The organism is Halopseudomonas sp. SMJS2 (assembly GCF_029866945.1).
Lineage (GTDB): Bacteria > Pseudomonadota > Gammaproteobacteria > Pseudomonadales > Pseudomonadaceae > Halopseudomonas > Halopseudomonas bauzanensis.
Map to the genome: position 1 here is coordinate 1,839,538 of NZ_CP123445.1, position 24,284 is coordinate 1,863,821.

23 protein-coding genes and 1 pseudogene are annotated in these 24,284 nt (G+C 60.1%); 15 read left to right on the forward strand and 9 right to left on the reverse strand.

The window, feature by feature from the left end; translation table 11 throughout:
* Window position 1: 1 nt before the first annotated feature.
* Both lolA and QAO71_RS08560 read right to left on the reverse strand, forming a co-directional pair.
* Complete coding sequence (lolA, locus tag QAO71_RS08555; protein ID WP_074778615.1) at window positions 2–640, reverse strand: outer membrane lipoprotein chaperone LolA; 639 nt, start codon at window positions 638–640, stop codon at window positions 2–4.
* Between the two features lie 24 nt (window positions 641–664).
* Window positions 665–3,073 carry a DNA translocase FtsK gene (locus QAO71_RS08560; RefSeq protein ID WP_280164181.1) on the reverse strand — a complete coding sequence of 803 codons (2,409 nt, stop codon included), beginning with the start codon at window positions 3,071–3,073 and terminating at the stop codon, window positions 665–667.
* Between the two features lie 176 nt (window positions 3,074–3,249).
* Here QAO71_RS08560 and aat point away from each other — a divergent pair, with 176 nt between their 5' ends.
* The 3 genes from aat (at window position 3,250) to infA (ending at window position 5,072) form a co-directional block, all read left to right on the forward strand.
* Window positions 3,250–3,957 (forward strand): leucyl/phenylalanyl-tRNA--protein transferase, encoded by a 708-nt coding sequence (aat, locus tag QAO71_RS08565; protein ID WP_074778611.1) that lies wholly within the window; start codon window positions 3,250–3,252, stop codon window positions 3,955–3,957.
* Between the two features lie 60 nt (window positions 3,958–4,017).
* A complete protein-coding gene (locus QAO71_RS08570; protein WP_074778609.1) occupies window positions 4,018–4,725 on the forward strand; it encodes an arginyltransferase in 708 nt (235 codons plus the stop codon).
* A gap of 128 nt (window positions 4,726–4,853) precedes the next feature.
* Window positions 4,854–5,072 (forward strand): translation initiation factor IF-1, encoded by a 219-nt coding sequence (gene infA / locus QAO71_RS08575; RefSeq protein WP_036989719.1) that lies wholly within the window; start codon window positions 4,854–4,856, stop codon window positions 5,070–5,072.
* Between the two features lie 145 nt (window positions 5,073–5,217).
* On the opposite strand, the gene QAO71_RS08580 is transcribed toward infA, so the two are convergent.
* Window positions 5,218–6,426: an acyl-CoA dehydrogenase gene (locus QAO71_RS08580; RefSeq protein WP_136869476.1), complete on the reverse strand. Its 1,209-nt coding sequence runs from the start codon at window positions 6,424–6,426 to the stop codon at window positions 5,218–5,220.
* A gap of 177 nt (window positions 6,427–6,603) precedes the next feature.
* Between QAO71_RS08580 and QAO71_RS08585 the strand changes: the two genes are divergently transcribed.
* Window positions 6,604–7,551 (forward strand): LysR family transcriptional regulator, encoded by a 948-nt coding sequence (locus QAO71_RS08585; protein ID WP_074778605.1) that lies wholly within the window; start codon window positions 6,604–6,606, stop codon window positions 7,549–7,551.
* Between the two features lie 6 nt (window positions 7,552–7,557).
* Here the strand turns inward: QAO71_RS08585 and QAO71_RS08590 are convergent, their stop codons facing one another.
* Together QAO71_RS08590 and QAO71_RS08595 are read right to left on the reverse strand one after the other, a co-directional pair.
* Entirely contained in the window at window positions 7,558–8,409 is an 852-nt protein-coding gene (locus QAO71_RS08590) for a transporter substrate-binding domain-containing protein (protein ID WP_074778603.1), read from the reverse strand.
* Window positions 8,410–8,454: 45 nt separating this feature from the next.
* Window positions 8,455–9,066, reverse strand: a complete 612-nt coding sequence (locus tag QAO71_RS08595; RefSeq protein ID WP_074778601.1) for a tRNA-(ms[2]io[6]A)-hydroxylase — start codon at window positions 9,064–9,066, stop codon at window positions 8,455–8,457.
* 171 nt (window positions 9,067–9,237) lie between these two features.
* Here QAO71_RS08595 and QAO71_RS08600 point away from each other — a divergent pair, with 171 nt between their 5' ends.
* The 3 genes and pseudogenes from QAO71_RS08600 (at window position 9,238) to QAO71_RS08610 (ending at window position 13,346) form a co-directional block, all read left to right on the forward strand.
* The gene (locus QAO71_RS08600; protein ID WP_074778599.1) at window positions 9,238–10,098 is read left to right on the forward strand and encodes a universal stress protein; all 861 of its coding nucleotides are present in this window, start codon (window positions 9,238–9,240) and stop codon (window positions 10,096–10,098) included.
* 293 nt (window positions 10,099–10,391) lie between these two features.
* A pseudogene (acnB, locus tag QAO71_RS08605) lies at window positions 10,392–12,985 on the forward strand (bifunctional aconitate hydratase 2/2-methylisocitrate dehydratase).
* 142 nt (window positions 12,986–13,127) lie between these two features.
* The gene (locus tag QAO71_RS08610) at window positions 13,128–13,346 is read left to right on the forward strand and encodes a YgdI/YgdR family lipoprotein (RefSeq protein ID WP_036990325.1); all 219 of its coding nucleotides are present in this window, start codon (window positions 13,128–13,130) and stop codon (window positions 13,344–13,346) included.
* Window positions 13,347–13,661: 315 nt separating this feature from the next.
* Here the strand turns inward: QAO71_RS08610 and QAO71_RS08615 are convergent, their stop codons facing one another.
* A complete protein-coding gene (locus QAO71_RS08615; RefSeq protein ID WP_280164182.1) occupies window positions 13,662–14,045 on the reverse strand; it encodes a hypothetical protein in 384 nt (127 codons plus the stop codon).
* 162 nt (window positions 14,046–14,207) lie between these two features.
* Between QAO71_RS08615 and rimO the strand changes: the two genes are divergently transcribed.
* From rimO to QAO71_RS08630, 3 genes are all read left to right on the forward strand, one after another.
* The gene (rimO, locus tag QAO71_RS08620; RefSeq protein ID WP_036990323.1) at window positions 14,208–15,554 is read left to right on the forward strand and encodes a 30S ribosomal protein S12 methylthiotransferase RimO; all 1,347 of its coding nucleotides are present in this window, start codon (window positions 14,208–14,210) and stop codon (window positions 15,552–15,554) included.
* 126 nt (window positions 15,555–15,680) lie between these two features.
* Complete coding sequence (locus QAO71_RS08625; RefSeq protein ID WP_036989711.1) at window positions 15,681–16,007, forward strand: thioredoxin family protein; 327 nt, start codon at window positions 15,681–15,683, stop codon at window positions 16,005–16,007.
* A 119-nt stretch (window positions 16,008–16,126) separates the two neighbouring features.
* The gene (locus QAO71_RS08630; protein ID WP_036990322.1) at window positions 16,127–16,621 is read left to right on the forward strand and encodes a PaaI family thioesterase; all 495 of its coding nucleotides are present in this window, start codon (window positions 16,127–16,129) and stop codon (window positions 16,619–16,621) included.
* 9 nt (window positions 16,622–16,630) lie between these two features.
* Here the strand turns inward: QAO71_RS08630 and QAO71_RS08635 are convergent, their stop codons facing one another.
* Together QAO71_RS08635 and QAO71_RS08640 are read right to left on the reverse strand one after the other, a co-directional pair.
* On the reverse strand, window positions 16,631–17,518 hold the full coding sequence (locus tag QAO71_RS08635) for an AEC family transporter (RefSeq protein WP_036989710.1): 888 nt from the start codon (window positions 17,516–17,518) through the stop codon (window positions 16,631–16,633).
* An 8-nt stretch (window positions 17,519–17,526) separates the two neighbouring features.
* Entirely contained in the window at window positions 17,527–17,808 is a 282-nt protein-coding gene (locus QAO71_RS08640; RefSeq protein ID WP_036989708.1) for a hypothetical protein, read from the reverse strand.
* A gap of 142 nt (window positions 17,809–17,950) precedes the next feature.
* On the opposite strand from QAO71_RS08640, the gene QAO71_RS08645 reads away from it, so the two are divergent.
* Window positions 17,951–18,670 (forward strand): extensin family protein, encoded by a 720-nt coding sequence (locus tag QAO71_RS08645; RefSeq protein WP_280164183.1) that lies wholly within the window; start codon window positions 17,951–17,953, stop codon window positions 18,668–18,670.
* 67 nt (window positions 18,671–18,737) lie between these two features.
* Here QAO71_RS08645 and QAO71_RS08650 read toward each other — a convergent pair whose 3' ends face one another.
* Complete coding sequence (locus tag QAO71_RS08650) at window positions 18,738–19,646, reverse strand: dienelactone hydrolase family protein (RefSeq protein WP_036989706.1); 909 nt, start codon at window positions 19,644–19,646, stop codon at window positions 18,738–18,740.
* 489 nt (window positions 19,647–20,135) lie between these two features.
* On the opposite strand from QAO71_RS08650, the gene QAO71_RS08655 reads away from it, so the two are divergent.
* From QAO71_RS08655 to QAO71_RS08670, 4 genes are all read left to right on the forward strand, one after another.
* Window positions 20,136–20,534 (forward strand): lysozyme inhibitor LprI family protein, encoded by a 399-nt coding sequence (locus tag QAO71_RS08655; RefSeq protein ID WP_036989705.1) that lies wholly within the window; start codon window positions 20,136–20,138, stop codon window positions 20,532–20,534.
* 81 nt (window positions 20,535–20,615) lie between these two features.
* Entirely contained in the window at window positions 20,616–21,506 is an 891-nt protein-coding gene (locus QAO71_RS08660) for a mechanosensitive ion channel domain-containing protein (RefSeq protein WP_051610826.1), read from the forward strand.
* Between the two features lie 37 nt (window positions 21,507–21,543).
* A complete protein-coding gene (locus QAO71_RS08665; RefSeq protein WP_036989703.1) occupies window positions 21,544–21,987 on the forward strand; it encodes a CopD family protein in 444 nt (147 codons plus the stop codon).
* Window positions 21,988–22,092: 105 nt separating this feature from the next.
* Window positions 22,093–24,279, forward strand: a complete 2,187-nt coding sequence (locus tag QAO71_RS08670; RefSeq protein WP_280164184.1) for an FUSC family membrane protein — start codon at window positions 22,093–22,095, stop codon at window positions 24,277–24,279.
* Window positions 24,280–24,284: the final 5 nt, after the last annotated feature.

The following is a 24,284-nucleotide window of genomic DNA, read 5'->3' on the forward strand; positions in this document are numbered from 1 at the left end:
GTCACTCACTGATGACATCGACCCCGTCAGGTACTTCGAAGGTGAACTGCGCATCGTCCAGCGGCGCATTCAGCTCCACGTTGCGGAACAGGATATTGGTGCGCTGGCCAACCGGATCACTCATCTGCATATCATTGATCACGCCATCGCTGAAGGAAACCCGCAAGCTGTCGAACATGGAGTCCGCGTCCTTCGGCGTCAAGGTGAAATCCTGCACACTGCTGCCCTTGCTCCAGTCGATATCAAAGCTTTCCTGCAACTGGCTGACATCACCCGACAGCAGCAAGGCCGGTGTGTGGCTCAGGCGCTTGTCCACGGTCTGGATGGTGACCTGCTGCAGATCCGGGTCATACAGCCAGATCCGCTCGCCATCGGAGACCAGCAACTGTTCCAGCGGCGGATCGGTATGCCAGCGGAACATCCCGGGGCGCTTGAGCGCCAGGGTGCCAGTGGTTTCCTGCAGGTTGGCGCCGTTGGAGCTCAGGGTCATCTGCGAGAAGCCGCCGGTCATGGTCTGGGCGCGGGACAGCAGCTCGTTCAGCCGCTCGGCGGCTTCGGCCTGGTCGTCCGCTAGCGCCGCCAGGGGCAGCGCGGCAAGGCACACGGCGGTAATGGTGGAACGCAGTAAGGTGCTGATCATCTTGGTTTGGTTGCTCCGCTGAAACTAGTCGCGTACAGGAGGCGGCGCGATCACCTCGCGCGAGCCATTGGTATTCATTGGTGTTACGACACCCGCCATTTCCATGGATTCAATCATGCGCGCGGCTCGGTTGTAACCAATCTTGAGCTTGCGCTGCACCGCGGAAATGGACGCCCGGCGGCTCTCGGTGACGAAACGCACAGCCTCGTCGTACAGCGCATCTTCCTCTTCGCCGTCACTGCCCATGCTGCCGGCATCGAAGCTGCCGCCACCGCCATCATCGGCGCCGTCGAGAATATCCTGAATATAATCGGGCTCGCCACGCAGCTTCCATTCATCCACCAGCCGATGCACTTCGCCATCGGAGACAAAGGCGCCATGTACCCGCACCGGCAGACTGGTGCCTGGGGGCATATAGAGCATGTCACCGTGACCAAGCAGTTGCTCTGCCCCGCCCTGGTCCAGAATGGTCCGCGAGTCGATCTTGCTCGATACCTGGAACGCCATCCGCGTGGGGATGTTGGCCTTGATCAGACCAGTGATCACATCCACCGACGGGCGCTGGGTCGCCAGGATCAGGTGGATACCCGCCGCCCGCGCCTTCTGGGCGATCCGGGCGATCAGCTCTTCCACTTTCTTGCCGACGATCATCATCATGTCGGCGAACTCGTCGATCACCACCACGATCACCGGCAGGGTTTGCAGCTCGGGCGGGATATCGTCCATGCTTTCCCGACGATACAGCGGATCAGTCAGCGGCTCCCCGGCCTTCTGCGCATCCTTGACCTTGCGGTTGTAACCCGCCAGGTTGCGCACGCCCAAGGCCGCCATCAGCTTGTAGCGACGCTCCATTTCCGCGACGCACCAACGCAGGGAATTGGCAGCCTCCTTCATGTCGGTTACCACCGGGCACAACAGATGCGGAATGCCTTCGTAGATCGACAATTCCAGCATCTTCGGGTCGATCATGATCAACCGTACCTCTTCGGGCGGCGACTTGAACAGGATGCTCAACAGCATGGCATTGACACCCACCGACTTACCCGAGCCGGTGGTACCGGCCACCAGCAGGTGGGGCATCTTGGCCAGATCGGCGAGGATCGGCTTGCCGCCGATGTCGTGCCCCAGGGCGAGCGTCACGGGCGAACTCGCTTCGTCGAACTCGCGGGTCTGCAGCACTTCCGACAGCCGTACGATCTCGCGATCCTCGTTGGGAATCTCGATACCGACGGTGGTCTTGCCGGGGATGACTTCCACCACCCGCACACTGATCACCGCCAGCGACCGCGCCAGGTCCTTAGCCAGGTTGGAGATCTTGCTGACCTTGACGCCGGGCGCCGGCTGGATTTCGAACCGGGTGATAACCGGTCCAGGCTGGACTTTCTCCACCTCTGCCTCGACGCCGAAATCCTTCAGTTTGATCTCCAGCAGGCGCGACATGGCTTCCAGCGACTCGGGCGAAAAGCCCTTGTTGATCTTGCTCGGTGGGTCCAGCAGGCCGATTGGCGGCAGTGAACCGGGAACCACAGGCTCAAAGCCCAGCGGGGCCTGCTTTTCTTTCTGGGTCCGCACACTGGCGGGCGCCGGTTTGGTGTCCAGCGGTTCGATCTTCGGCGGCTGGCGTTTTTCCTGAGCGGCGACATGCCTGGTCAAGGCTTCATGACGCTGGGCGCGGGATGCTTCGGCCTGGCGTTTCTCTTCAGCCGATACCGACGGCTCCCGGCGCACGGACGGGGCCTTGTAGGCCGGCTCGTCCCGTTCGGCGGCTCGCCGTGCCAGCCAGCCGCTCCAGGCACGCTTGAGCAGGTCCAGCAGATCCAGGGTAATCCGACCGATAAGATCCATCACCTTGAACCAGGACAGGTTGGTGAAAACCGTGATCCCGAACAGGAACAGAGTGAGGTACACCAAGGTGCTGCCCTGCATGTTCAGCACCGGAATGGCCATATCCTGCAGCAACTGGCCCAATACCCCACCGGCGCCGGCGCCTTCGGGGAAGCTGTCCGGCGCGGTCCCATGCAGGGCCGCCAGCGCGGTACCGGCCAGCAGCGTGAGCACAAAGCCGATCAGCCGCCAGGAGAACAGCCAGCCGTTCCAGACGAACGGCAGGTGCCGGCGGCGGAACATCTGCCACACCTTGACCGCTACGATGAGAGGGAACAGATAGGCCAGATAACCCAGCACGAACAGCAGCACATCTGCGATCCAGGCGCCCATGCTGCCGCCGGCGTTCTGCACGGCCACCGTGCCGCTGCTGCGCGTCCAGCCGGGATCACTGGCATCATAGGTGAACAATGCCATGCACAGATACAGGCACAGGGCGATCATGCCCAGCAGCGCACCTTCGCGCAGGCGCAAACTGAGCTGCTCTTGCCAGGCAAAGTGCTGGCCTTTGTGAGATCGGGTATCCTTCAACGCTCTGGCTTCCGTCATGATTCAGCCGCTTATTGTACAGGTTCTACAAAACTCAGTTGAGTTGACCTGCAAAGATGGGTTGCGTTCCGCCAGTTATGGGAACTATCTTGATAGAGGACAATAACTTAACGATGCTTTTTGATAAACCTTTCAACATTCCATTTATCTGAAATGCGAACCATACGGGATTTGCGATGACTGAACTGAGGTGGCTGGATCCGGATAGTCTGGACTTTCCACCCTCCAGCGAAGCGCTTGCCAGCCCCAACGGACTGCTGGCTGTCGGCGGTGACCTCGCCCCCGCCCGTCTGATAGCCGCCTATCGGCGGGGCATCTTTCCCTGGTACGAGGAAGGCCAGCCGCTGCTGTGGTGGTCGCCTGACCCGCGCACCGTACTGACACCCTCCACCCTGCATGTCTCGCGCAGCATGGCGAAGTTCCTGCGCAAGACCGCCTTTCGGGTGACCTTCGATACGGACTTTTCGGCGGTCCTGCGCGCCTGCGCTGAACCGCGCGATTATACCGATGCCACCTGGATCACCGCCGATATGCGGCGCGCCTATGAGGAGCTGCATCGGCGCAACATTGCCCACTCGGTGGAGGTCTGGGATGGGACCGAGCTCGTCGGCGGACTCTATGGGCTCGCGCTGGGCAAGGTCTTCTTCGGCGAATCCATGTTCAGCCGCCGCAGCAACGCATCGAAAACCGGCTTTATCAGTCTGGTTCGCGAACTCGAGCGGTGTGGCTGCGAGCTGATCGACTGCCAGATGCCGACCGACCACCTGGAAAGTCTGGGCGCTACAACTATTTCCCGCGCGGCTTTCGTCCAGGCTCTCGACAGGCTGTGCAATGAGCAGATCCCCAGCTGCTGGCGGAACATGCCGGCTCGGGCGCAGGATTGAAGCCCTCCATGCAGCTTCTATACTCAGATCTCCTGGCAGACAGATTCCAGAGCGATTCCCATGACTGATCTGGCGCACCTGAAGTTCTACGCGACCCAGCCGCACCCCTGCAGCTACCTCACCGAGGAGCAGGCGGTGACGCTGTTTCTTGACCCGCAGCAGCCGATCGAGACGGATACCTACAGTCAATTGTCGGAACTGGGTTTTCGTCGCAGTGGCGAACACCTGTATCGCCCGCACTGCGCGCAGTGCCGGGCCTGTGTTCCAGCACGCATCCCGTCCGCGGACTTCGTGCCGAACAGGCAACAGGCGCGCATCCACAAGCGCAACCGCGATCTGCAGGTAACCAGCCGGCGTCCGGCCATGAATGAAGAGATCTACCAGCTGTATTCCCGCTATATCATCGCCCGCCACAGCGACGGCGACATGTATCCGCCGAGCCGTGAGCAGTTTCAGTCCTTTCTCGTCAGCGAGGATGCATTCTGCGAATTCAACGAGTTCCGCCTGGATGGCCGCCTGCTCGCGGTTGCAGTCACCGACCGGCTGAACAATGGGTTGTCGGCGGTATACACCTTCTTCGATCCGGACGAGTCATCCCGCAGCCTGGGCCGCTATGCGATCCTCTGGCAAATCGAGCAGGCACGCCTGGCCGGTCTGCCAGCAGTCTATCTCGGCTACTGGATCAGAAACTGCCGCAAGATGAGCTACAAGACCGAATATCGGCCGCTGGAAATGTTGATCAATCAGCGCTGGATCAGGGTCAATTGATCAGGTTCAAGTAAAAGTACCGGCAAAACTTGGCTGTTGTTGCCTTTTGAGGCACAATTGCTCACCTTTTTTGCGGGCTCTCATACCGACAGCCCGCCTAATGCAACAGATTGAGAGGCCTTTGCTTAATGGCGAAAGAAGACAGTATTGAAATGGAAGGCACCATCGTGGACACCCTGCCCAACACCATGTTCCGGGTTGAGCTGGAAAACGGCCACGTCGTGACTGCCCACATTTCAGGCAAGATGCGCAAAAACTACATTCGCATCCTGACCGGTGACAAGGTGCGCGTTGAACTGACACCCTACGACCTGACCAAGGGTCGCATCACCTACCGCGCTCGCTGAGTTCGGCGGTAGCGTATCCGCAACGCCCCGACACTTCAGTCAGGGGCGATGATTTACCCCCGCTGGCTTTTCTCACATCCCCATAAACAAAAAACCGCGTGCAAACCTGCTGTCTGCACACGGCGAAGGGTGGTTGGCGGTCGTATCAGCGTGCCATGTATTTACCCAGCTCGATCTTGCCGATTGATGCGCGATGCACCTCATCCGGGCCATCGGCCAGACGCAAGGTACGCTGCATGGCATACATGTGGGCGAGCGGTGTGTCCTCCGACACCCCTGCCCCGCCATGCATCTGGATGGCACGGTCGATGACGCGCAACGCCACATTCGGAGCTACCACCTTGATCTGCGCAATCTCGCTCTTGGCGATCTTGTTACCTACGGTATCCATCATGTAGGCCGCATTCAACGTCAGCAGGCGCGCCTGGTTGATCTCGATCCGCGATTCCGCGATCAGGTCGATATTGCCACCCAGCTGGGCCAGACGGCGTCCGAAGGCCTCACGCTCCACCGAGCGGCGGCACATCAGCTCCAGAGCACGCTCGGCTGCGCCGATCGAACGCATGCAGTGGTGGATGCGGCCTGGCCCGAGGCGGCCCTGAGCAATCTCGAAGCCGCGACCCTCACCCAGCAGCACGTTGCTGTAGGGCACCCGGACGTTATCCAGGATAACCTCCGCATGGCCATGGGGCGCGTCGTCATAGCCGAATACCGGGAGCGGACGCAGAACCTTTACGCCGGGCGCGTCCATCGGCACCAGAATCATGGAGTGCTGCTGGTGGCGCGGCGCATCGGGGTTGGTCAGACCCATGAAGATCATCACCTTGCAGCGTGGATCACAGGCACCGGAAGTCCACCATTTGCGGCCATTGATCACCCACTCATCGCCTTCGCGACGGGCATTGGCCTGCATATTGGTCGCGTCGGATGAAGCCACCCCTGGCTCAGTCATGCCGAAACAGGAGCGGATCTCGCCGGCCAGCAACGGTTCCAGCCATTGTTTCTTGTGCTCTTCACTGCCATAGCGCACCAGCACTTCCATATTGCCGGTATCCGGCGCGCTGCAGTTGAAGGCTTCGGAGGCCAGGCCAGAGCGGCCCATCAATTCGGCCAGTGGCGCGTACTCCAGGTTGGTCAAGCCAGCACCCAGCTCCGATTCAGGCAGGAACAGGTTCCACAGGCCGGCGGCACGGGCTTTTTCCTTCAGTTCCTCGACAATGGCGGTGGGCTGCCAGCGATCGCCTTCGGCAACCTGCCGGTGGAAAATTGCTTCTGCGGGAAAGACATGCTCCTGCATGAAAGCATCGACCTGCTCACGCAGCTGTTGAACCTTGGGGGAGTATCCGAAATTCATAATTCACGCACCTTTTCCGTTTTGTTGTACATATGTATCTGGGTCACAAAAAAGGTAGATGAGTCACGCAAATTTATCTAACCTATTTTCCGCGTGTATAAAGATTCATAAGTTATATATACTCAGCCCGTCTGTATCTATAAGAGCCTATAAACAAGCCATATGAAGGATCCAGCGATGAACCTCAGTAAAGTGGACCTGAACCTGTTCATTGTGTTTGATGCCATCTACACCGAAGCGAACCTGACCCGAGCCGGCCAGATCGTCGGCATCACCCAGCCAGCGGTGAGCAATGCTCTGGCCCGACTGCGTGACACCTTCAACGATCCGCTGTTCGTGCGCACCGCTCAGGGCATGGTGCCGACGCCGATGGCGCAGAACATCATCACTCCGGTGCGCCACGCGCTGCAGTTGCTGCGCGTTTCCGTACAGGAAAGCCGCAGCTTCAACCCCGACCAAGCCAACAAGACCTACCGCATCAGCATGACCGACCTCACCGAGGCGGTGATCCTGCCGCACCTGGCGGCGCGCATCCGGCGCCTGGCACCGAATATCAATATCGACAGCTTCCTTACCCGGCGCCGGGAAACCACCAAGGAACTGGCCGCCGGACGTCTGGACTTTGCCATCGACGCGCCGTTGAACACCGATACCCAGGTGCGCCATGTAAAGCTGTTCGAAGATCGCTACGTCTGCATCATGCGCAAGGGCCACCCGCTGGCGGGGAAAGACAAGATCAGCCTGGACGACTATCTGGCGCAGTCGCACATCCATATCTCCAGCCGCCGCAACGGGCTGGGCCATGTGGACCTGGCTTTGGGCAAGATGGGGATCCAGCGCCGCGTCGTGCTGCGCTCGCAGCATTACCAGATGGCGCCGCTGGTGCTGGAATCGACCGACATGGTGATGACCGTCAACGAGCGCTTCGCCCTTCGTCATAACCTGCACTGGGCGGAGCTGCCAATCGAGGACATTCCGCCGATCCAGACGCACCTGTTCTGGCATGAAAGTACCGATCAGGACCCGGCCAACCGCTGGATGCGCGAACAGATTATCGAGCTGTCGCAACAGCTCGAGCGCAAGATGAACAAGGAACGGGAAGCACAGCTGCAAGCTGGCGCCTGATCCGCTTCACTCCAGCGTCGGCTCTTCTCCGGGAGCCGGCGCGAACTGGCCTTCCCAGATTTCCCGATACTTCTCCAATAGCCGGCGCGGCTCGCCCTGACCGGCCATTCGATGCATGCCCTGAGCCAGCGCTGCGCGCAGCGCCGGCGAATTGCAGGCCGAGTTATGCGACACCGTGAAGTACAGTGCCTCGTTGATCAGCGAACCTTCAATAACGTCCAGCTGATCGAGGATGTTCATCTGCGCCGCCAGGGCCAACCCCTGATGCCGTTCGTAGATGACATAATCAACCCGCTCGCGCGCCAGCAATTCGAAGGATTGCTGGATGGAAGGAACCATGTTGATTTCGAGATGATCGGCAGCGTAGGTATCGAAAGCGGCGCCGAAGCTGTTACTGACCAGCGAGCTGCCGCGCTTGCCGCGCAGATCGTCCCAGCCACTGTAGGGAAATGCCTTGCCACGCTTGACGAAGATCACGCTCGGCACATCCATGTAGGCGGGATGTACATAGTCCATCTCGGCGAGGCGACTGGGCGTGAGAAAGGCGCCGGCAAGCATATCAACCCTACCGCTGCGCACTTCCTCCTGGGCGCGGGACCAGGGCCCCACATGCAGTGCATCGACGTGGATACCGCTGCCGTCCAGCACCTTCTCCAGTAGCTCTACCGCCGCGCCGGTCAACCGCTTGGGATCATCCGGGTCCACCCACAGCACCGGTGGGTACTGAGCGTTGCCGGTGACCACGATGCGCTCACAGGTGCCGTTTGCCGCCAGAGTCTGGCCGCTGATGCCCAGCAGGGCGAATGTCAGCGCCACCGCTGACCACAGCTTGCCATTGCATGCCGTATGCTCCCTCATCCTGCGCTCTCCCGTCATCATCACAGACCGCAGTATAGCGACAGATCAGGCGGCCGATTCAACCGCACCGCTATGAAAGCGAAATTCCGCATCATCCTCGATGATCGCCTGGGCCTCGATCGCAGCAAAGAAGGCAATACGCTCGTCTATCGGCTCATCGGCGTAATCGCGGGCCAGCTTGAGATAGTCCTGGTAGTGACGCGCCTCGGATTTGAGCAGGGAGCGATAGAAGTCGCCCAGCTCGGCGTCCAGGTGCGGCGCCAGTTTGGCAAAACGCTCGCAGGAACGTGCCTCGATGAATGCGCCAACAATCAGCGTATCCACCAACCGCCCCGGCTCCACGGTACGCACATGCTCGCGCAGCCGCTGAGCGTAGTGGCTGGCGGATAATCCGCGATAGGCCACGCCACGCTTGCTCATCAGCGCAATGACCTGTTCAAAATGCCGCAGCTCCTCCCTTGCCAGGCGCGACATCTTCTGCAGCAGCTCCGGTTTGTCGATATAGCGGAACATCAGGTTCAGCGCCGTCGAGGCGGCCTTCTTCTCGCAGTTGGCATGGTCGATCAGCAGTTCTTCGGGATGTGCCAGTGCCTGGCGCACCCAGGCATCCGGGGTGGCGCGCCAGAGGAAGGCGAGCAATTCGTCGGGGAGTGTCATGTCTTCACGCAGTCAGTGGATCAACCGGCGATTATACGGCTACGGCGGCACCCTGTCAGACCCACGGCATTGATCCGAGTCAACAGCAGGACGGGAAAAAACGTCTACATTGTCAGTAAGGGAATCCGAAGGCTCCCAACAGCGACATGCCCCGTTGAAAAGGAAGAACCCATGCAAGCCATCAAACGAATACTGGTGGTCATCGACCCCACCCGGGAAGACAACGTAGCGCTGGTACGATCCAGGCTGATTGCCGCTTTCATCGGTGCCGAGCTGCATCTGCTGGCATGCGAGAACCGCCACGACCACAAACCGCTGCTGGCGGAGCTGTGCGCCGGGCTGGAAGCCGCCGGCGTCACGGCCAGTTATACCCAGACGTGGCACGCCAACCTGACCGAGACCATAGTACATACCCTGAGAGCCGAGGGCTGCGGGCTGGTAATCAAGCAGCACCTGCCGGATAACCCCTTGAAAAAAGCCCTGCTGACCCCGGATGACTGGAAGCTGCTGCGTTATTGCCCAGCACCGGTATTGCTGGTCAAGGACAGCGCCTCCTGGATGCATGGCAACGTTCTGGCCGCGGTCGACCTGGGCAACCATGACGACCAGCATCATGTGTTGCATGACACCATCGTCAGCCACGCGGCGGATATCGCCGACATGATCAATGGCCAGATGCATCTGATCAGCGCTCACCCGGCGCCCATGCTGTCGGCCGCCAATCCGGTCTACCAGCTGCGCGAGAACATCGTCAGGATCTATACCGACAAGGCCGCGCGTTACCGTGATCAGTACAATATCCCCGAGTCCAACCTGCATATCGACGAGGGGCCGGCCGATACGCTGATACCCAAGGTGGCGCAGCAGATCGGGGCCAGCGTGACCGTTATCGGCACCGTCGCCCGCACCGGCATCTCCGGGGCGCTGATCGGCAATACCGCGGAAGTGGTGCTGGATCAGCTGGGCGGAGATGTGCTGGTACTCAAACCTGATGACATGGTCGCCCATCTGGAACAACTACTGGAAAAGTGAGCCAATGATCGCGGCCTGCCACCGGGCCGCGACCTTTTGTCCCTTGCCAACAACAAGAGGCAGGTTGTATCGCCGTCTGCCTTAACTTTGTGCGCCTGTTCCTGTAGAATTGCTGGCCGCCGTGAGTGCATGTGTACAGGCGTTTGCCCGCAACCGTATTCTGTTACCCCAGTAAATCAGGTTGCCCCCACCAGATCGGGCCTGCGCTTGCACCCATCCCTATTTTCGGCATCCCAGGTCCGTGAGGATGACCGTTCCGTCACAAACGGAACAGACTGATGAGGGTAATTATTGTGCTTGAAGCCTATCGCAAACACGTTGAAGAACGCGCCGCCCAAGGCGTCGTGCCTCAGCCGCTTAATGCCGAACAAACCGCTGGTCTGGTTGAGCTTCTGAAAAACCCGCCGGCCGGCGAAGAAGAATTCCTGCTTGATCTGCTCACCAACCGCGTTCCGCCGGGAGTGGATGAAGCTGCTTACGTCAAAGCCGCTTTCCTGTCTGCAGTAGCCAAGGGTGAAGCCACCTCGCCGCTGCTGAACAAGGTCCGCGCCGTCGAACTGCTGGGTACCATGCAGGGCGGCTACAACATCGCCACCATGGTCGAGCTGCTCGACAGTGAAGAACTGGCTGCCACCGCCGCCGAACAACTCAAGCACACTCTGCTGATGTTCGACGCCTTCCACGACGTCGCTGAGCGCGCCAAGAACGGCAACGAGTACGCCAAGGCCGTGCTGGAATCCTGGGCCGCCGGTGAATGGTTCACCAACCGCCCTGCCGTTGCAGAAAAGATCAGCCTGACCGTGTTCAAGGTGCCTGGCGAAACCAACACCGACGACCTGTCCCCGGCTCCGGACGCCTGGTCGCGCCCGGACATCCCGCTGCACGCCCTGGCCATGCTGAAAATGGCCCGTGACGGCATCGAGCCGGTCGAGCCCGGCGTTACCGGTCCGCTGACTCAGATCGAAGCCATGAAGGCCAAGGGTCTGCCAGTTGCCTACGTTGGTGACGTGGTCGGTACCGGCTCTTCGCGCAAGTCCGCCACCAACTCGGTGCTGTGGTTCTTCGGCGACGACATCCCCAACGTGCCGAACAAGCGCGCTGGTGGTTTCTGCTTCGGCACCAAGATCGCTCCGATCTTCTACAACACCATGGAAGACGCCGGCGCCCTGCCGATCGAGTTCGACTGCAACGACCTGAACATGGGCGACGCCATCGACGTCTACCCCTACGAAGGCAAGGTCTGCAAGCACGGCACTGACGAAGTCATCACCACCTTCGAACTGAAGACCCAGGTGCTGCTCGACGAAGTACGCGCCGGTGGCCGTATTCCGCTGATCATCGGCCGTGGTCTGACCGAGAAGGCCCGCGCCGAGCTGGGTCTGGGCGGCTCCGAGCTGTTCCGCAAGCCGGAAGCACCTGCCGAGAGCAACAAGGGCTACACCCTGGCGCAGAAGATGGTCGGCAAGGCCTGTGGCGTCGAAGGCGTTCGCCCGGGTACCTACTGCGAACCCAAGATGACTACCGTCGGCTCCCAGGATACTACTGGCCCGATGACCCGTGACGAGCTGAAAGACCTGGCTTGCCTGGGCTTCTCCGCCGATCTGGTGATGCAGTCCTTCTGCCACACCGCAGCCTATCCGAAGCCGATCGACGTCAACACCCACCACACCCTGCCCGACTTCATCCACAACCGTGGTGGTGTCGCGCTGCGTCCGGGTGACGGCATTATCCACAGCTGGCTGAACCGCATGTTGCTGCCCGATACCGTCGGTACCGGTGGCGACTCGCACACCCGCTTCCCGATGGGCATCTCCTTCCCGGCCGTTCCGGTCTGGTCGCCTTCGCCGCAGCCACTGGCGTCATGCCGCTGGACATGCCGGAATCGGTACTGGTGCGCTTCAAGGGTGAAATGCAGCCGGGTATCACCCTGCGTGACCTGGTCCATGCGATCCCCTACTACGCGATCCAGGAAGGCCTGCTGACCGTCGAGAAGAAAGGCAAGAAGAACATCTTCTCCGGCCGTATTCTCGAGATCGAAGGTCTGAGCGGTCTGACTGTCGAGCAGGCTTTCGAGCTGTCCGACGCCTCCGCCGAACGTTCCGCTGCCGGTTGCACCATCAAGCTGCCGGAAGACGCCATCGCCGAGTACCTGAAGTCCAACATCACCCTGCTGCGCTGGATGATTGCCGAAGGCTACGACGACGCTCGTACCCTGGAGCGTCGTGCCCAGGCAATGGAAGCCTGGCTGGACAACCCGGAACTGATGCAGGCCGACGCCGATGCCGAGTACGCTGCGGTCATCGAAATCGATCTGGCCGACGTCAAGGAGCCGATCCTGTGCGCGCCGAACGATCCTGACGATGCCCGTCTGCTGTCCGACGTTGTCGGCCGCCAGATCGACGAAGTCTTCATCGGCTCGTGCATGACCAACATCGGTCACTTCCGCGCCGCTGGCAAGCTGCTGGAGAAGAACAAGGACTCTCTGCCGACCCGTCTGTGGCTCGCCCCGCCGACCAAGATGGATCAGTGGATGCTGACCGAAGAAGGCTACTACGGCATCTACGGCAAGGCTGGTGCGCGCATGGAAATGCCGGGCTGCTCGCTGTGCATGGGTAACCAGGCACGCATCGCCGCCAAGTCGACTGCGGTTTCCACCTCCACGCGGAACTTCCCGAACCGCCTGGGTGATGGCGCCGATGTCTTCCTGGCCTCCGCCGAGCTGGCTTCGGTTGCCGCCATCCTGGGTCGTCTGCCGAGCGTTGATGAGTACATGACCTACGCAGCTGATCTCAACAGCATGTCTGCCGAGGTCTACCGCTACATGAACTTCAACGAAATCGCGTCCTACCAGAAGGCTGCTGCCAGCATTCCGGTGACCGAAATCTGATTACCCGTAATCAGTGAAAGAACCCCGCTTTGTGCGGGGTTTTTTTATGCCAGCGAAAAACAACCGGAACCGGCTGGAAGGATTTCTTGTCACAAATTTTGTACTTGCATTGAAAGATGACGCAAACAAGAGGATTGAAAACATGAAGAAATGGTTAATTGCCGCGTTCTGCATCTCCGGAATGTTTGCTCTGGTCGGCTGCTCCAACGATCACCTGATTCGCACCAGCGACGGACAGGTCATTGAAGCGGACAATAAACCGGAAATCGACGACGACACCGGCATGATCGAATACGAGGACCATAGCGGCCGCGATAATCAGATTCCGCAGGGCGATGTCCGCGAAATCAAGGAACGTTGATCTCGCCCTGCCCTGCGGGCGCGCGCCCCGCAGGGCACCCCAAAGCAGACCGCTCCACCCAGGATGAACATCAGGATCGACATTAAGGCAGCAGCAATGGCAAACGTACGGCGTTCACGTATACGCCGAAAGTCCCGCAGAAGACGCGCCCGCCGGCGCACCTATCTCCTTTTCCTTGACCGCCAGATAGAATCCTGGCGCGAACGTGGCGTATTGCTGGACAGGCTACGGCGCAAGAGACGGTAGGATGAAATGACCAAGCAGTGAGGTTAGTCAATACCTGTGGGAGCGGCTCTTCCATGAAGATGCCGCGTCCTACTGCAACAGGAACCCCGCCGCCTTGCCCTCGAACACCACCAGCCGCGCCAGGGTGTCATCACCTCCATCGGCAAAGCTGATCTTCCAGATTTCCACCCGGTACCCCTGCTGATTCAGATGGGTGAGGTAATCTGCTTCATAACCTTGCTCGACCCGCTCAGCGATGACGTCAGTCACCCGGTTGAACTCTTCCTCGGGGATTCCCGTCTGGAAGTCCTCGGTGCCCAGCACCCTGAACTGTTGGTAATCTTCCGCGGCGACCGCCTCCAGCAGGCTGGACAGCAGGTGGCGCGCTTGCGCCGGTTCGTTATCGGCCCAGGCGGCTGCCGGCAGCAGGAGAGCGGCAGCAATCAGAACACAACGCAGCATTGATGACTTCATGGCTACATCTCCGGTCATACGGGTGGATTGCCGCAGTATAGTCAGAGCGCTCGTACCATACCTAACGGCGGAAATGATCGACCGATGGTGTACCGCGGCTATGGCGCGGTGCAGGGCTGCCAGCTAGAATACGCCACGTTTTTTCTTACTCCATGGCCTTCGATGACTGACACCGCGACCCCCACCAAGAACAGTGCCCCCAGTGTAGGATTCATATCACTTGGGTGCCCGAAAGCGCTCGTAGACTCCGAACGCATCCTCACCCAGCTGCGCACTGAAGGCTATCAGGTAGTGCCGACCTATGAGGGCGCGGATGTGGTGGTGGTCAATACCTGTGGCTTCATCGACTCGGCCAAGGCAGAATCCCTGGACGCCATTGGCGAGGCGATTGCCGAGAACGGTCGGGTCATCGTCACCGGTTGCATGGGTGTCGAGGAAGGGACCATTCGCGATGTGCATCCCAGCGTGCTGGCAGTAACCGGCCCGCAGCAATACGAACAGGTAGTCAATGCTGTGCACGAAGTCGTGCCGCCGCGGGCTGATCACAATCCGCTGATCGACCTGGTACCGCCACAGGGCGTCAAGCTGACCCCCCGGCATTACGCCTATCTGAAGATTTCCGAAGGCTGTAATCACAGCTGCAGTTTCTGCATCATTCCTTCCATGCGTGGCAAGCTGGTCAGCCGCCCGGTGGGCGAGGTTCTGAGCGAAGCCGAGCGTCTGGTCAAGTCGGGCGTCAAGGAGCTGCTGGTCATCTCCCAGGACACCAGCGCTTATGGTGTGGATATCAAGTACCGCACCGGTTTCTGGAATGGCCGCCCGGTGAAGTCACGCATGACTGAAATGTGCGAGGCGCTCAGCGAACTGGGCGTCTGGGTGCGGCTGCACTATGTGTACCCCTACCCGCACGTGGATGAGCTGATCCCGCTGATGGCCGAGGGCAAGATCCTGCCGTATCTGGATATTCCCTTCCAGCATGCCAGCCCGAAAGTGCTCAAGGCGATGAAGCGCCCTGCCTTCGAAGACAAGACCCTGGCCCGTATCCGCAAGTGGCGCGAGATCTGTCCCGAGCTGACCATCCGCTCGACCTTCATCGTCGGCTTCCCCGGCGAAACCGAGGAAGATTTCCAATATCTGCTCGACTGGCTGACCGAAGCGCAGCTCGACCGCGTCGGCTGCTTCCAGTATTCCCCAGTGGAGGGCGCTCCCGCCGAAGCACTGGGCCTGGAAGCTGTGCCGGACGAGATCAAGCAGGACCGCTGGGACCGTTTCATGGCCCACCAGCAGGCCATCTCTACCGCTCGCCTGCAGCTGAAGATCGGCAAGACCATCCAGGTGCTCATTGATGAGGTGGACGAGGAAGGCCCCATCGCCCGCTCCATGGCCGATGCGCCGGAAATCGATGGCAACGTTTATATCGACAGCGATGAGCCGCTGCAGCCCGGCGACATCGTCAGCGTGCGGGTCACCGCCGCCGACGAATATGATCTCTGGGCAGAGCTGGTCTGAACCGAAACACACCGGGGCCCATGGCCCCGGTTTTCGTATCGAATGAACTCTTGGATGTTGCACCTGAGCCGCAAATGACAGTCCAACCTGTATACACCGCAATAACGGCTCATTCAGGAGGGCACCATGGCGATGCTAAGCAACTATTCCGAGCAGGCCCCTTCCCGCGCAGAGGTCGATGCTTACCAGGGCGCCACTGTGATCGAATTCGGTACCGACTGGTGCGGCCACTGCCAGGCAGCACAACCGCATCTCGCCAAGGCATTCAGCGAACATCTCCATCTGCAGCATCTGAAGATTGAAGATGGTCCCGGACGGCCACTGGGTCGATCCTTCCGGGTCAAATTGTGGCCCACCCTGATCTTCATGCGCGACGGGGAAGAAATCGAACGGCTGGTGCGGCCGCAAGATGCAGAGTCGATTCGGCAAGCGATGAACAACATCGTTCGTTGATTCTGTGACCGCCATGGATGACCATTTATCTGGATGATAGTCGCGGTGCCGGCATGGCCTTTTCCGCTGCTCAAGGGCAGACTGACTGTCTGATCCATGAGACAAGTACAAGGCATTCCATGACAGAACAGGCATTGCAGGACCTTCTTTCACCGCACGGCGTATGTTACGGCTGTGGCGGCGGCAACCCGCACGGGTTACAGATCAAGAGCCACTGGGATACGGATGGGGTGCATGTGATCACCAGACATCTGCCGGAGACCAAATACTGCGGCTGGCCGGACCTGGTGTACGGTGGGCTGATCGCCATGCTGGTGGATTGCCACTCCAACTGGACGGCAATGGCCTATCACCTGCGCGCCGAACAGGCCGACGGCAAGGACCCGACCGCGATCAACTGCGTGACCGGCGAACTGGGCATCAAATATATCAAGCCAACCCCCATGGGCGTGGAGTTGACCCTGCGTGCCCGAGTGGATGGCCCGCTCGGGCGCAAGAGCCGCATCATTTGCGAGATCTACGCTGGTGATGTGCTGACCGCTATCGGTGATTCGATCTTCGTGCGGGTGGATGCCGGCAAGCTGGCGGAACAGGCACACGGGCACGAGGCCTGAGGCCGGCTATCAACCGGCTGCCGGCAACCACCAGATCAGCAGTAACGGGATGAATATGAATGACAGCAGGGTCGAGCAGATGACCAGGCTGGCTACGGTTTCCGGGGAGCGATTGGCCTTCACCGCAAACAGGTAATTGAACACCGCCACCGGCATCGCCGCCTGCAATACCAGAACCCCCTGGGCCAGCGGTGGCAGGTCCAGGGCCAGGGCGATACCCCAACCGATGGCCGCGCCGCAGAGCATCCGCAGCCCGCCGAGCGCCATGCCCTTCCCTACCTGCTTGGGCCGAATGCTGGCCAGGGATACACCCAGCGTCAGCAACATCATGGGAATGCTCAGACTCCCCAGCAGATCAATCGTATTACCCAGCCAGCGCGGCAACTGCAGATCCAGCAAGAGAACCACCAGCGCTACCCCCAGGCTGAGAATCACCGGGTTGAGCAACAGGCGCCGCCAGGACTCCGCTGCGCCGGAAAGGATCATCCCCACACTGAAGTGCCCCACCGAGAGCACCACGAAGAACGCCACTGCCAACGCCAGTCCCGGCTCACCAAAGGCGTAGAGACTGATCGGCAATCCCATATTGCCGGTGTTGGGGAACATATAAGCAGGCACCAGCACTTTAGGATCAGCATTGATCGTGCGACTCAACACCCAGCCGACTACCGCCATCAACAGCGTGATCACCACGCAGCCCAGGGCCATCTGACCAAATATCTCCAGATCTATCTCGGCGCGGCTCAATGTCGAGAGCACCAGACAGGGGGTGCTGATGTTGAGCACCAGGCGGGTAACGAACTCGGTGGGATAGGCCTGACCGGAACGCGCCCAGCCATAGCCGATACCAGCGACGATCAGTACGGGAGCCATGACGGCGAAAAGCTCGAAAAACATAGGGGTGCTCAGCTCAGTGATCGTTGACGCAACTGTTGATAACCACGGCGGGTCAGCAACAGCAGATGACGGGTACTGGGATAAATCCTGCCGTCGGCCTTGAGACTGTCGATCAGCTCCTGATGCTCATCAGCCGGCAACAGGAAATAGTCCACCCTCTCAACGAGATCAGCCTCACAAACCTTGAACCAGCGGAAGTTGGTGCCCTTGGGCAGGCCGTTCAGCTCATCCAGCTGACGCAGACTCAGGGTTTCGGTTCCAGCGAAGGTAATCGGGTCTACAACGGACATGGGACTTTCCCGACCAGCAAAAACAGGATGGCAACCATAACAGAATCAGCGGCTTCCGGGGCCGGCAATCGCAGACAGCCTGCACTTTCGGGCACCGTCCCGGTCTGAATTACCGAACCGCATCATTGCTGGAGGCCTGCTGTTGAAGACCATCCTGTTTCGATTGCTGAAGTGGCTGCTGGTCCTGGGGATCATTGCCGCAGCTGTGCTGACTCGCCCCTGGGAGCACATCCCGCCGCACTGGCATCCATGGCAGCCACTGGCCATTGATCATCCGATGACGGTAGTGAGTAAATGGAAGCTATCCCGCCTCCAGGAAGACCCACAACAATGTCTGGCGGTATTGGAAACCGCCCCCGAAGGCGCCATTGACTACCTGGCGCTGGATGACTACACACCCGTTGCCGGCTGCCCCTTGACCAATGTGGTGCGGGTCAGCCGTACCGGCGTGCGTTTCAGCTCCATCTTCACGGTGACCTGTCCACTGGCGGTGGCCTGGGTCATGTTCGAGCGCCAGCAGCTCCAGCCGCTGGCACAGCAGCATCTGGACAGCGCGCTGGTACGGGTCGACCATCTGGGCAGTTTTGCCTGTCGCAATATCTATCATCGTGAAAGCGCTCGGCGCAGCCAGCATGCAACGGCCAACGCCTTCGACGTGGCGGGCTTTCGTTTCGAGAATGGGCAGCAGATCTCGGTGCTGGCACATTGGGATGATGAAGATGCCACGTATAAATCGGCCTTCCTCAAGGATGCCCATGATGCCGCCTGTGGCTACTTCGGTACGGTGCTGGGGCCAGATTACAACCAGCCCCATGAAAATCACTTTCACTTCGACGGCAGTGGCTTCGGTTTCTGCCGCTGATGCTGTATGCAGATGCTAAAAAGCCGACCTCACAAGGTCGGCTTTCTGTTGCTGTTGCTGTTGCCGATCAGTAAGGACAGTTGCCGCGGTACTCGGAAATGTTCCGGTCAGACTCGTGATTCGGGCCACACAGGAATTGGCTGTAGCGCGTATCGTTATCCAGGAAGCGCTTCATCCAGGACACCCCGAAGCGGCTGAGTACGTCATTGTTCAGGCCACCCCCATTGGCGCAGTAGTGCGATCCGTTATTGATCTCGACATAGGCCTTGTCGATGTCATCCGGCAGTTGATTGTAGAAGGGCGACGCGTGGCTGCGTACCGGGGCGATGAGATCGGATTCACAGGCGAAGATCAGCGTGGGTGCCTGTACTCCCCTGAAGCGGGTGGTATCCCATGGCGCCAGCGGAATGGCTGCCTTGATCCGCCCTTCGCTGGCCACCCGCAGGGTGCCACCACCGCCCATGGACCAACCAATGACACCCAGACGCTCGGTATCGATCATGCCATTGACCGGGCTGGTCCGGCTGGTGTTCTGACTAACCAGGTAGTCGAGCGCATTGTTGATCTGACGGGCACGGCTAGGCGGCTGATCGAAGCCGGTGTTGGTGTCGATGGTCATGACCACGAAGCCATGGGACGCCAGTTTGGGTCCCCACCACTCGATGGACGACTCGGCGGATACGAAGCCAGGAATCACCACGATGGCGGCCATGGTACCGGTGGTGCCGGTCGGGTAATGAATAGTCCCACCACCGAAACCGCTGACCAGCCCGGAAACCCGACTGGTCCGCACACTGTGGGGTCCTGTGGGTGCCTCGAGGAAGGCGACGCTCGGGTCAGGCCCTCGCTCGTAAGCCTGATCGGGATCAGTCGGTCCATCAGTCGGCGGGTTGACCGCAAAGGCAGAAGACGATAGCAGCAGCGCGCCTGCGGCCATCATGGCCAGCAGCGATTGGGATAGATTTTTATTGATCATTATTACTCCAGGAACATTTTTTCAGTTTGTTGTTACTTGCATATAACGCTTTATATTGATGTCCCGAACGAGAACCGCCATCAACAGCGGGAAAGTATTTTAGTTGCTGCCCACGGCGTCAATGGCGAACAGGCAAGTTCACCCGCATGGGTTAATTCAAATGTTCGCTTGGTTATAAACATGTCGACCAAGCGATGTATTTTGCAATAAATCAATGAGTTACAATCACCGTACTCACTCTTTCGTGTGAATGGCCAACTAACATCTATCCTGAATAAGCCACCGCCCGCCAGAGTGCTATTTAATTCTTCGCGGATGCTTCACGTTCGACTGCCAACATCACAGTCTCAGTCTGGAGGCAAGATGGGGCTGTTATACTTGCCGCGACTATTATTCGCGGCTCTGCTACCATCCCAGGCAGGTACCCGCCGGCTTGGGCTGCCGAAACCGCGAAGCACTATCGAGAAATGCCTAACACAGGTTGAAAACATGAAAGCGCTCAGAGCCGTGCCCCTGTTCATGTTACTGGCTGGCTGCAGCAACGCCGAAGAGCCTGCGGCCGACAGCTGCAGCAACGCCTTGACCACCATGGAAATCAATGCCTGTGCCGCGGCGCAACAGGAGCAGACCGAGGCCCAGTTGAATGCGGTATATCAGCAGTTGATGGATCGCCTTGCCGAGCCGGATAGCGGCCTGGATGATCCTGGCTCGGTACGGGAGCAGGTGCGCGCCGCCCAGCGTCTGTGGATCGACTTCCGCAAGGCTGATTGCGATGCCCAGTTCGCCCTGTACGCCGGTGGCAGTATCCGCACCGCCGTCTATCTCGGCTGCATGCAGACCCGGGCCGCCCAACGGATTACCGAGCTGGAGTCGTATTTCCCCTATTGAGACGCAGCCGTGCGGTCATAGATTGACGCCGACGCGACGACAGCAGATCATTCCTGCCTGACCGCAACAGGGATACGCAACATGTTTGAGAATGTGGATTGGCTACCGGATAACTTCGTCATTTCCGACGCGGTGCTGAGCCTGCTGGCCAGTTCGGCCATTCTGATGGTAACGGTTTTCATCCTACGCGCACTGACGACACGCTTCATCCAGCGCACCGTGCAGTCGCCCGAACTGCGTGGCAAATGGCTGGTCAATTCGCGCAACGGCTTCCTGCTGCTATTGCTGCTCGGGCTGGTAATGATCTGGGGCGAAGAGCTGCGAACACTGGCACTGTCCATCGTCGCTATCGCTGTGGCGTTCGTAGTGGCAACCAAGGAACTCATCCTGTGCTTCACTGGCTCGATCCTCAAGAGTGGTTCGCGTTCCTTCGTCCTCGGCGACCGCATCCAGATCAAGGATCTGCGTGGCGACGTGATCGATCAGAGCCTGCTGGCGACCACCATTCTGGAAGTTGGTCCTGGCAAGCATCTGCACCAGCGCACCGGGCGCCGGATCGTCATTCCCAACGCGCTGTTCGTATCCGAGCCGGTGATCAACGAAAGCTTCACCACCCACTACGACTTTCATGTGTTCACCATCCCTTTCAAGCGGGAAGATAACTGGCAGGCAGCCCAGCAAGCATTGCTGGCGTCTGCGACCCGTCACTGCGAACCCTACCTGGAACTGGTGCGGCGCTACATGAGCAAGATCGGCAACCAGCGTGGCCTGATGATGCCCTCGGTTGACCCTCGGGTAACCATCCAGGTGCCGGTCGCCGGCGAGATCCACCTGACCGTGCGCATCCCCGCCAAAGCCGGTGAGCGCAATTTCATCGAGCAGGCGATCCTCACCGACGTGTTCTCCGAGAACGACTTCTCCCGCCATCGCGAACGCGATGAGGTGTCGGACACCCCCGCCCCGGCGCATTGATCGCGCGGTCAACCCAGCCGCGTCAAGGAAAGCCTCCGTGTACAAATATGTTCTGGTATTGCACATTCTGTCCGCCACGATCTGGACCGGCGGCCACCTGGTCCTGACGCTGGCCCTGCTGCCAAGGATTCTGCGGGAACGTTCGGTGGCCGATCTGCTGGCCTTCGAGTCGGCCTACGAAAAATGGGGCATGGCGGCGCTGGCGATACAGGTGCTATCCGGCCTCTGGCTCGCCCATACGCTGATCCCGGATATGGGCTCCTGGTTTGCCGCGGACAATTTCGTCACCCGGCTGATCTTGCTGAAACTGACCTTGCTCGCGCTGACTCTGGCCGTGGCGATGGACGCGCGACTGCGGGTCATTCCCCGGCTATCGGCCGATACTCTACCGGCCATGGCGCTGCGCATTCGATTGATCACCACCCTCGGCGTAGCCTTCGTTATCGTCGGCACCACTTTCCGTACTGGCCCCTGGCTCTAGGCTATTTGCGCATTGAAGGCGTGAAACGCCCTGAGCCGAAGCCAAGCGTATCCCGTGACGGCTCACCTGCGTCTATGCTGGAGTCAAGGCAGGAAGGGGAAAGATATGGCTAGGCGGCTCGGCAATGCGCTGCGAGTGTTATTGAGTTCTTACGTGACGACCGGCATATCTGCCGGGGTCGGACTCTTACTGGTGTCAGCCGGCGTCTATCTGCTGTTCGGCCGCTTCCCCGCCTCGGTGGCCGCCGTGGGCGCCATCATCTGTATCCCGCCCGATCATGCCCTGCCCCGGCGCGGCAAGCTCCGCAGCCTGCTGCCAGCGGCCCTGCTCGGTCTGCCGCTGTTCGTCAGCGTCCAGGCACTGCACGACCAGCCGCTGTATCTGGGATTGCTGCTGGTCCCGGCAACCTTCATCGCATTTCTGGCTGGTGCCTGGGGGCAGCGCGGAGTACCCATCGTCATCTCCATCATGCTCGCGATGATCTTCTCGATGGCCATACCCCAGCATCTCAACACCGGCTCACTGATGAATACCGCCTTGTATTTCGCCATGGGGTCGGCGTGCTACGTGTTGTATGCCACCGCGTCCAATGCGCTGCTCAACGGCCGCTATCGGGTGCAATTGCTGGCACAGTCCATGCTGACGCTGAGCCAGTTGATGCGCACCCAGGCCGACTGCTTCGACCCGACGACGGATACCCCGTCGACCGGCCAGCTGATGCAGCAGCAAGCCGCATTGGCGGATCAGTTGCAATCGGCCCGCGATCTGCTGCTGGAGTCGCCACGCACAACCCGCCGCCAGCGTCTGGCCGCCATGCTGATCAACGTGCTGGAAATGCGCGACCACCTGCTGGCCAGCGAGCTGGATCTGGACCTGATCAAATCCCGACCGGATTCGGCGGAGGCTTTGACCGCCATGCGCAAGGTCATCGATCAACTGGCGGATGAGGTCGATCGGATGGCCGATGCGCTGTTGCGCGGTCGCAAGCCCGCACCGCTCACTGACCTGCGACCAGCGCTGGCGGCGCTCAACCGGATCCAGGCCGAGTCATCCGGCCAGCCGGGCGATACACCGTCACTTCGCACCCTGCTGCGTGGCCTGACCAACCGGGTAGGCAACATCAACGACGAGATTCTGCGGTTGAACCGGCTGGCACGTGGCGATGTGGAACCTGATCTGGCGGCAGTACGCACTGCCTGGCAGCTGTTCGTCAGCCCCACCAACTGGTCACTGCGCCCGATCCTGGTGCTGTGGCGTTGGGATGCGCCGCCGATGCGCCACGCCATCCGCGCTGCGCTGGCGATCGGCACCGGCTATCTGCTGTCCCTGGCGCTGCCTTGGGCTACCCACGGTTACTGGATCCTGGTAACCATCGTGGTAGTACTGCGCGGCAGCCTGTCGCAGACTCTGGAGCGCCGCAACAGCCGTGTCGCCGGCACCATACTGGGCTGTGTTCTCGCCGGCGCGATTCTTTCCACCCAGGCACCGACGCTACTGCTGCTGGTGATAGTGCCGATTGCCCAGGCGGTATCCCATTCCTTCGCCATCAAACGCTATCTGATCACCGCCGTCGCGGCGACGGTGGTCAGCTTGGTCCAGGCGCACCTGCTCAGTGGCGTCGATATTCCGGTATTCAATGCGCTGGAGCGCATTGCCGACACCCTGATCGGGGTCGGCATCGCCTGGGCGTTCAGCTATGTATTACCATCCTGGGAACGCAGTCAGATTCCCTCGCTGGTGAACCGCACGCTGCTGGCTCAGGCCCGGCATGCGCAGGTCGCGCTGAACCTGGGTCATCTGACCGCGGTGGATAACGAGCCGGAGCTGGAGTGGCGACTTGCTCGCAAGGAGGCCTATGACAGCCTCTCGGCGCTGGTTCAGGCTACCCGGCGATCCATTGCCGAACCACGAGCGGTACGGCCCAGACTCGAATCACTGGAAAGCCTGCTGGGGCATGGTTATCAGCTGTTGGCACAACTGACCACGGTGAAAACCATGTTATTGATGCGGCGGCATCAGGAGCAAGAAGATGTGCAAGACGCACTGCGCGTAGCAGCTGCAAAAATCGGCAGCACCCTGACCGCCGCACAAGCGCCGGAGCCGAGCATACCGCTGAGCGTGGGAGGATGGGAGCAGGAAGGAACTTACAGTGATCCTTTCGTCTATGACCTGAAACCCTGGATACTGCGACGACTGGATCTGGCTTGCGGCATCGCGGAACGCATCACCGCCGACGCCAACACCGCATTGCAGCCGGCTGGGGAGCCTGAGCGCTCCCCCGACCGGCAGTAACGCTG

Excerpts from the sequence above, each read along its gene's own strand:
- lolA (WP_074778615.1), bottom strand. The coding sequence starts at position 640 with ATGATCAGCACCTTACTGCGTTCCACCATTACCGCCGTGTGCCTTGCC.
- QAO71_RS08560 (WP_280164181.1), bottom strand. The coding sequence starts at position 3,073 with ATGACGGAAGCCAGAGCGTTGAAGGATACCCGATCTCACAAAGGCCAG.
- aat (WP_074778611.1), top strand. The coding sequence starts at position 3,250 with ATGACTGAACTGAGGTGGCTGGATCCGGATAGTCTGGACTTTCCACCC.
- QAO71_RS08570 (WP_074778609.1), top strand. The coding sequence starts at position 4,018 with ATGACTGATCTGGCGCACCTGAAGTTCTACGCGACCCAGCCGCACCCC.
- infA (WP_036989719.1), top strand. The coding sequence starts at position 4,854 with ATGGCGAAAGAAGACAGTATTGAAATGGAAGGCACCATCGTGGACACC.
- QAO71_RS08580 (WP_136869476.1), bottom strand. The coding sequence starts at position 6,426 with ATGAATTTCGGATACTCCCCCAAGGTTCAACAGCTGCGTGAGCAGGTC.
- QAO71_RS08585 (WP_074778605.1), top strand. The coding sequence starts at position 6,604 with ATGAACCTCAGTAAAGTGGACCTGAACCTGTTCATTGTGTTTGATGCC.
- QAO71_RS08590 (WP_074778603.1), bottom strand. The coding sequence starts at position 8,409 with ATGAGGGAGCATACGGCATGCAATGGCAAGCTGTGGTCAGCGGTGGCG.
- QAO71_RS08595 (WP_074778601.1), bottom strand. The coding sequence starts at position 9,066 with ATGACACTCCCCGACGAATTGCTCGCCTTCCTCTGGCGCGCCACCCCG.
- QAO71_RS08600 (WP_074778599.1), top strand. The coding sequence starts at position 9,238 with ATGCAAGCCATCAAACGAATACTGGTGGTCATCGACCCCACCCGGGAA.
- QAO71_RS08610 (WP_036990325.1), top strand. The coding sequence starts at position 13,128 with ATGAAGAAATGGTTAATTGCCGCGTTCTGCATCTCCGGAATGTTTGCT.
- QAO71_RS08615 (WP_280164182.1), bottom strand. The coding sequence starts at position 14,045 with ATGAAGTCATCAATGCTGCGTTGTGTTCTGATTGCTGCCGCTCTCCTG.
- rimO (WP_036990323.1), top strand. The coding sequence starts at position 14,208 with ATGACTGACACCGCGACCCCCACCAAGAACAGTGCCCCCAGTGTAGGA.
- QAO71_RS08625 (WP_036989711.1), top strand. The coding sequence starts at position 15,681 with ATGGCGATGCTAAGCAACTATTCCGAGCAGGCCCCTTCCCGCGCAGAG.
- QAO71_RS08630 (WP_036990322.1), top strand. The coding sequence starts at position 16,127 with ATGACAGAACAGGCATTGCAGGACCTTCTTTCACCGCACGGCGTATGT.
- QAO71_RS08635 (WP_036989710.1), bottom strand. The coding sequence starts at position 17,518 with ATGTTTTTCGAGCTTTTCGCCGTCATGGCTCCCGTACTGATCGTCGCT.
- QAO71_RS08640 (WP_036989708.1), bottom strand. The coding sequence starts at position 17,808 with ATGTCCGTTGTAGACCCGATTACCTTCGCTGGAACCGAAACCCTGAGT.
- QAO71_RS08650 (WP_036989706.1), bottom strand. The coding sequence starts at position 19,646 with ATGATCAATAAAAATCTATCCCAATCGCTGCTGGCCATGATGGCCGCA.
- QAO71_RS08655 (WP_036989705.1), top strand. The coding sequence starts at position 20,136 with ATGAAAGCGCTCAGAGCCGTGCCCCTGTTCATGTTACTGGCTGGCTGC.
- QAO71_RS08660 (WP_051610826.1), top strand. The coding sequence starts at position 20,616 with ATGTTTGAGAATGTGGATTGGCTACCGGATAACTTCGTCATTTCCGAC.
- QAO71_RS08670 (WP_280164184.1), top strand. The coding sequence starts at position 22,093 with ATGGCTAGGCGGCTCGGCAATGCGCTGCGAGTGTTATTGAGTTCTTAC.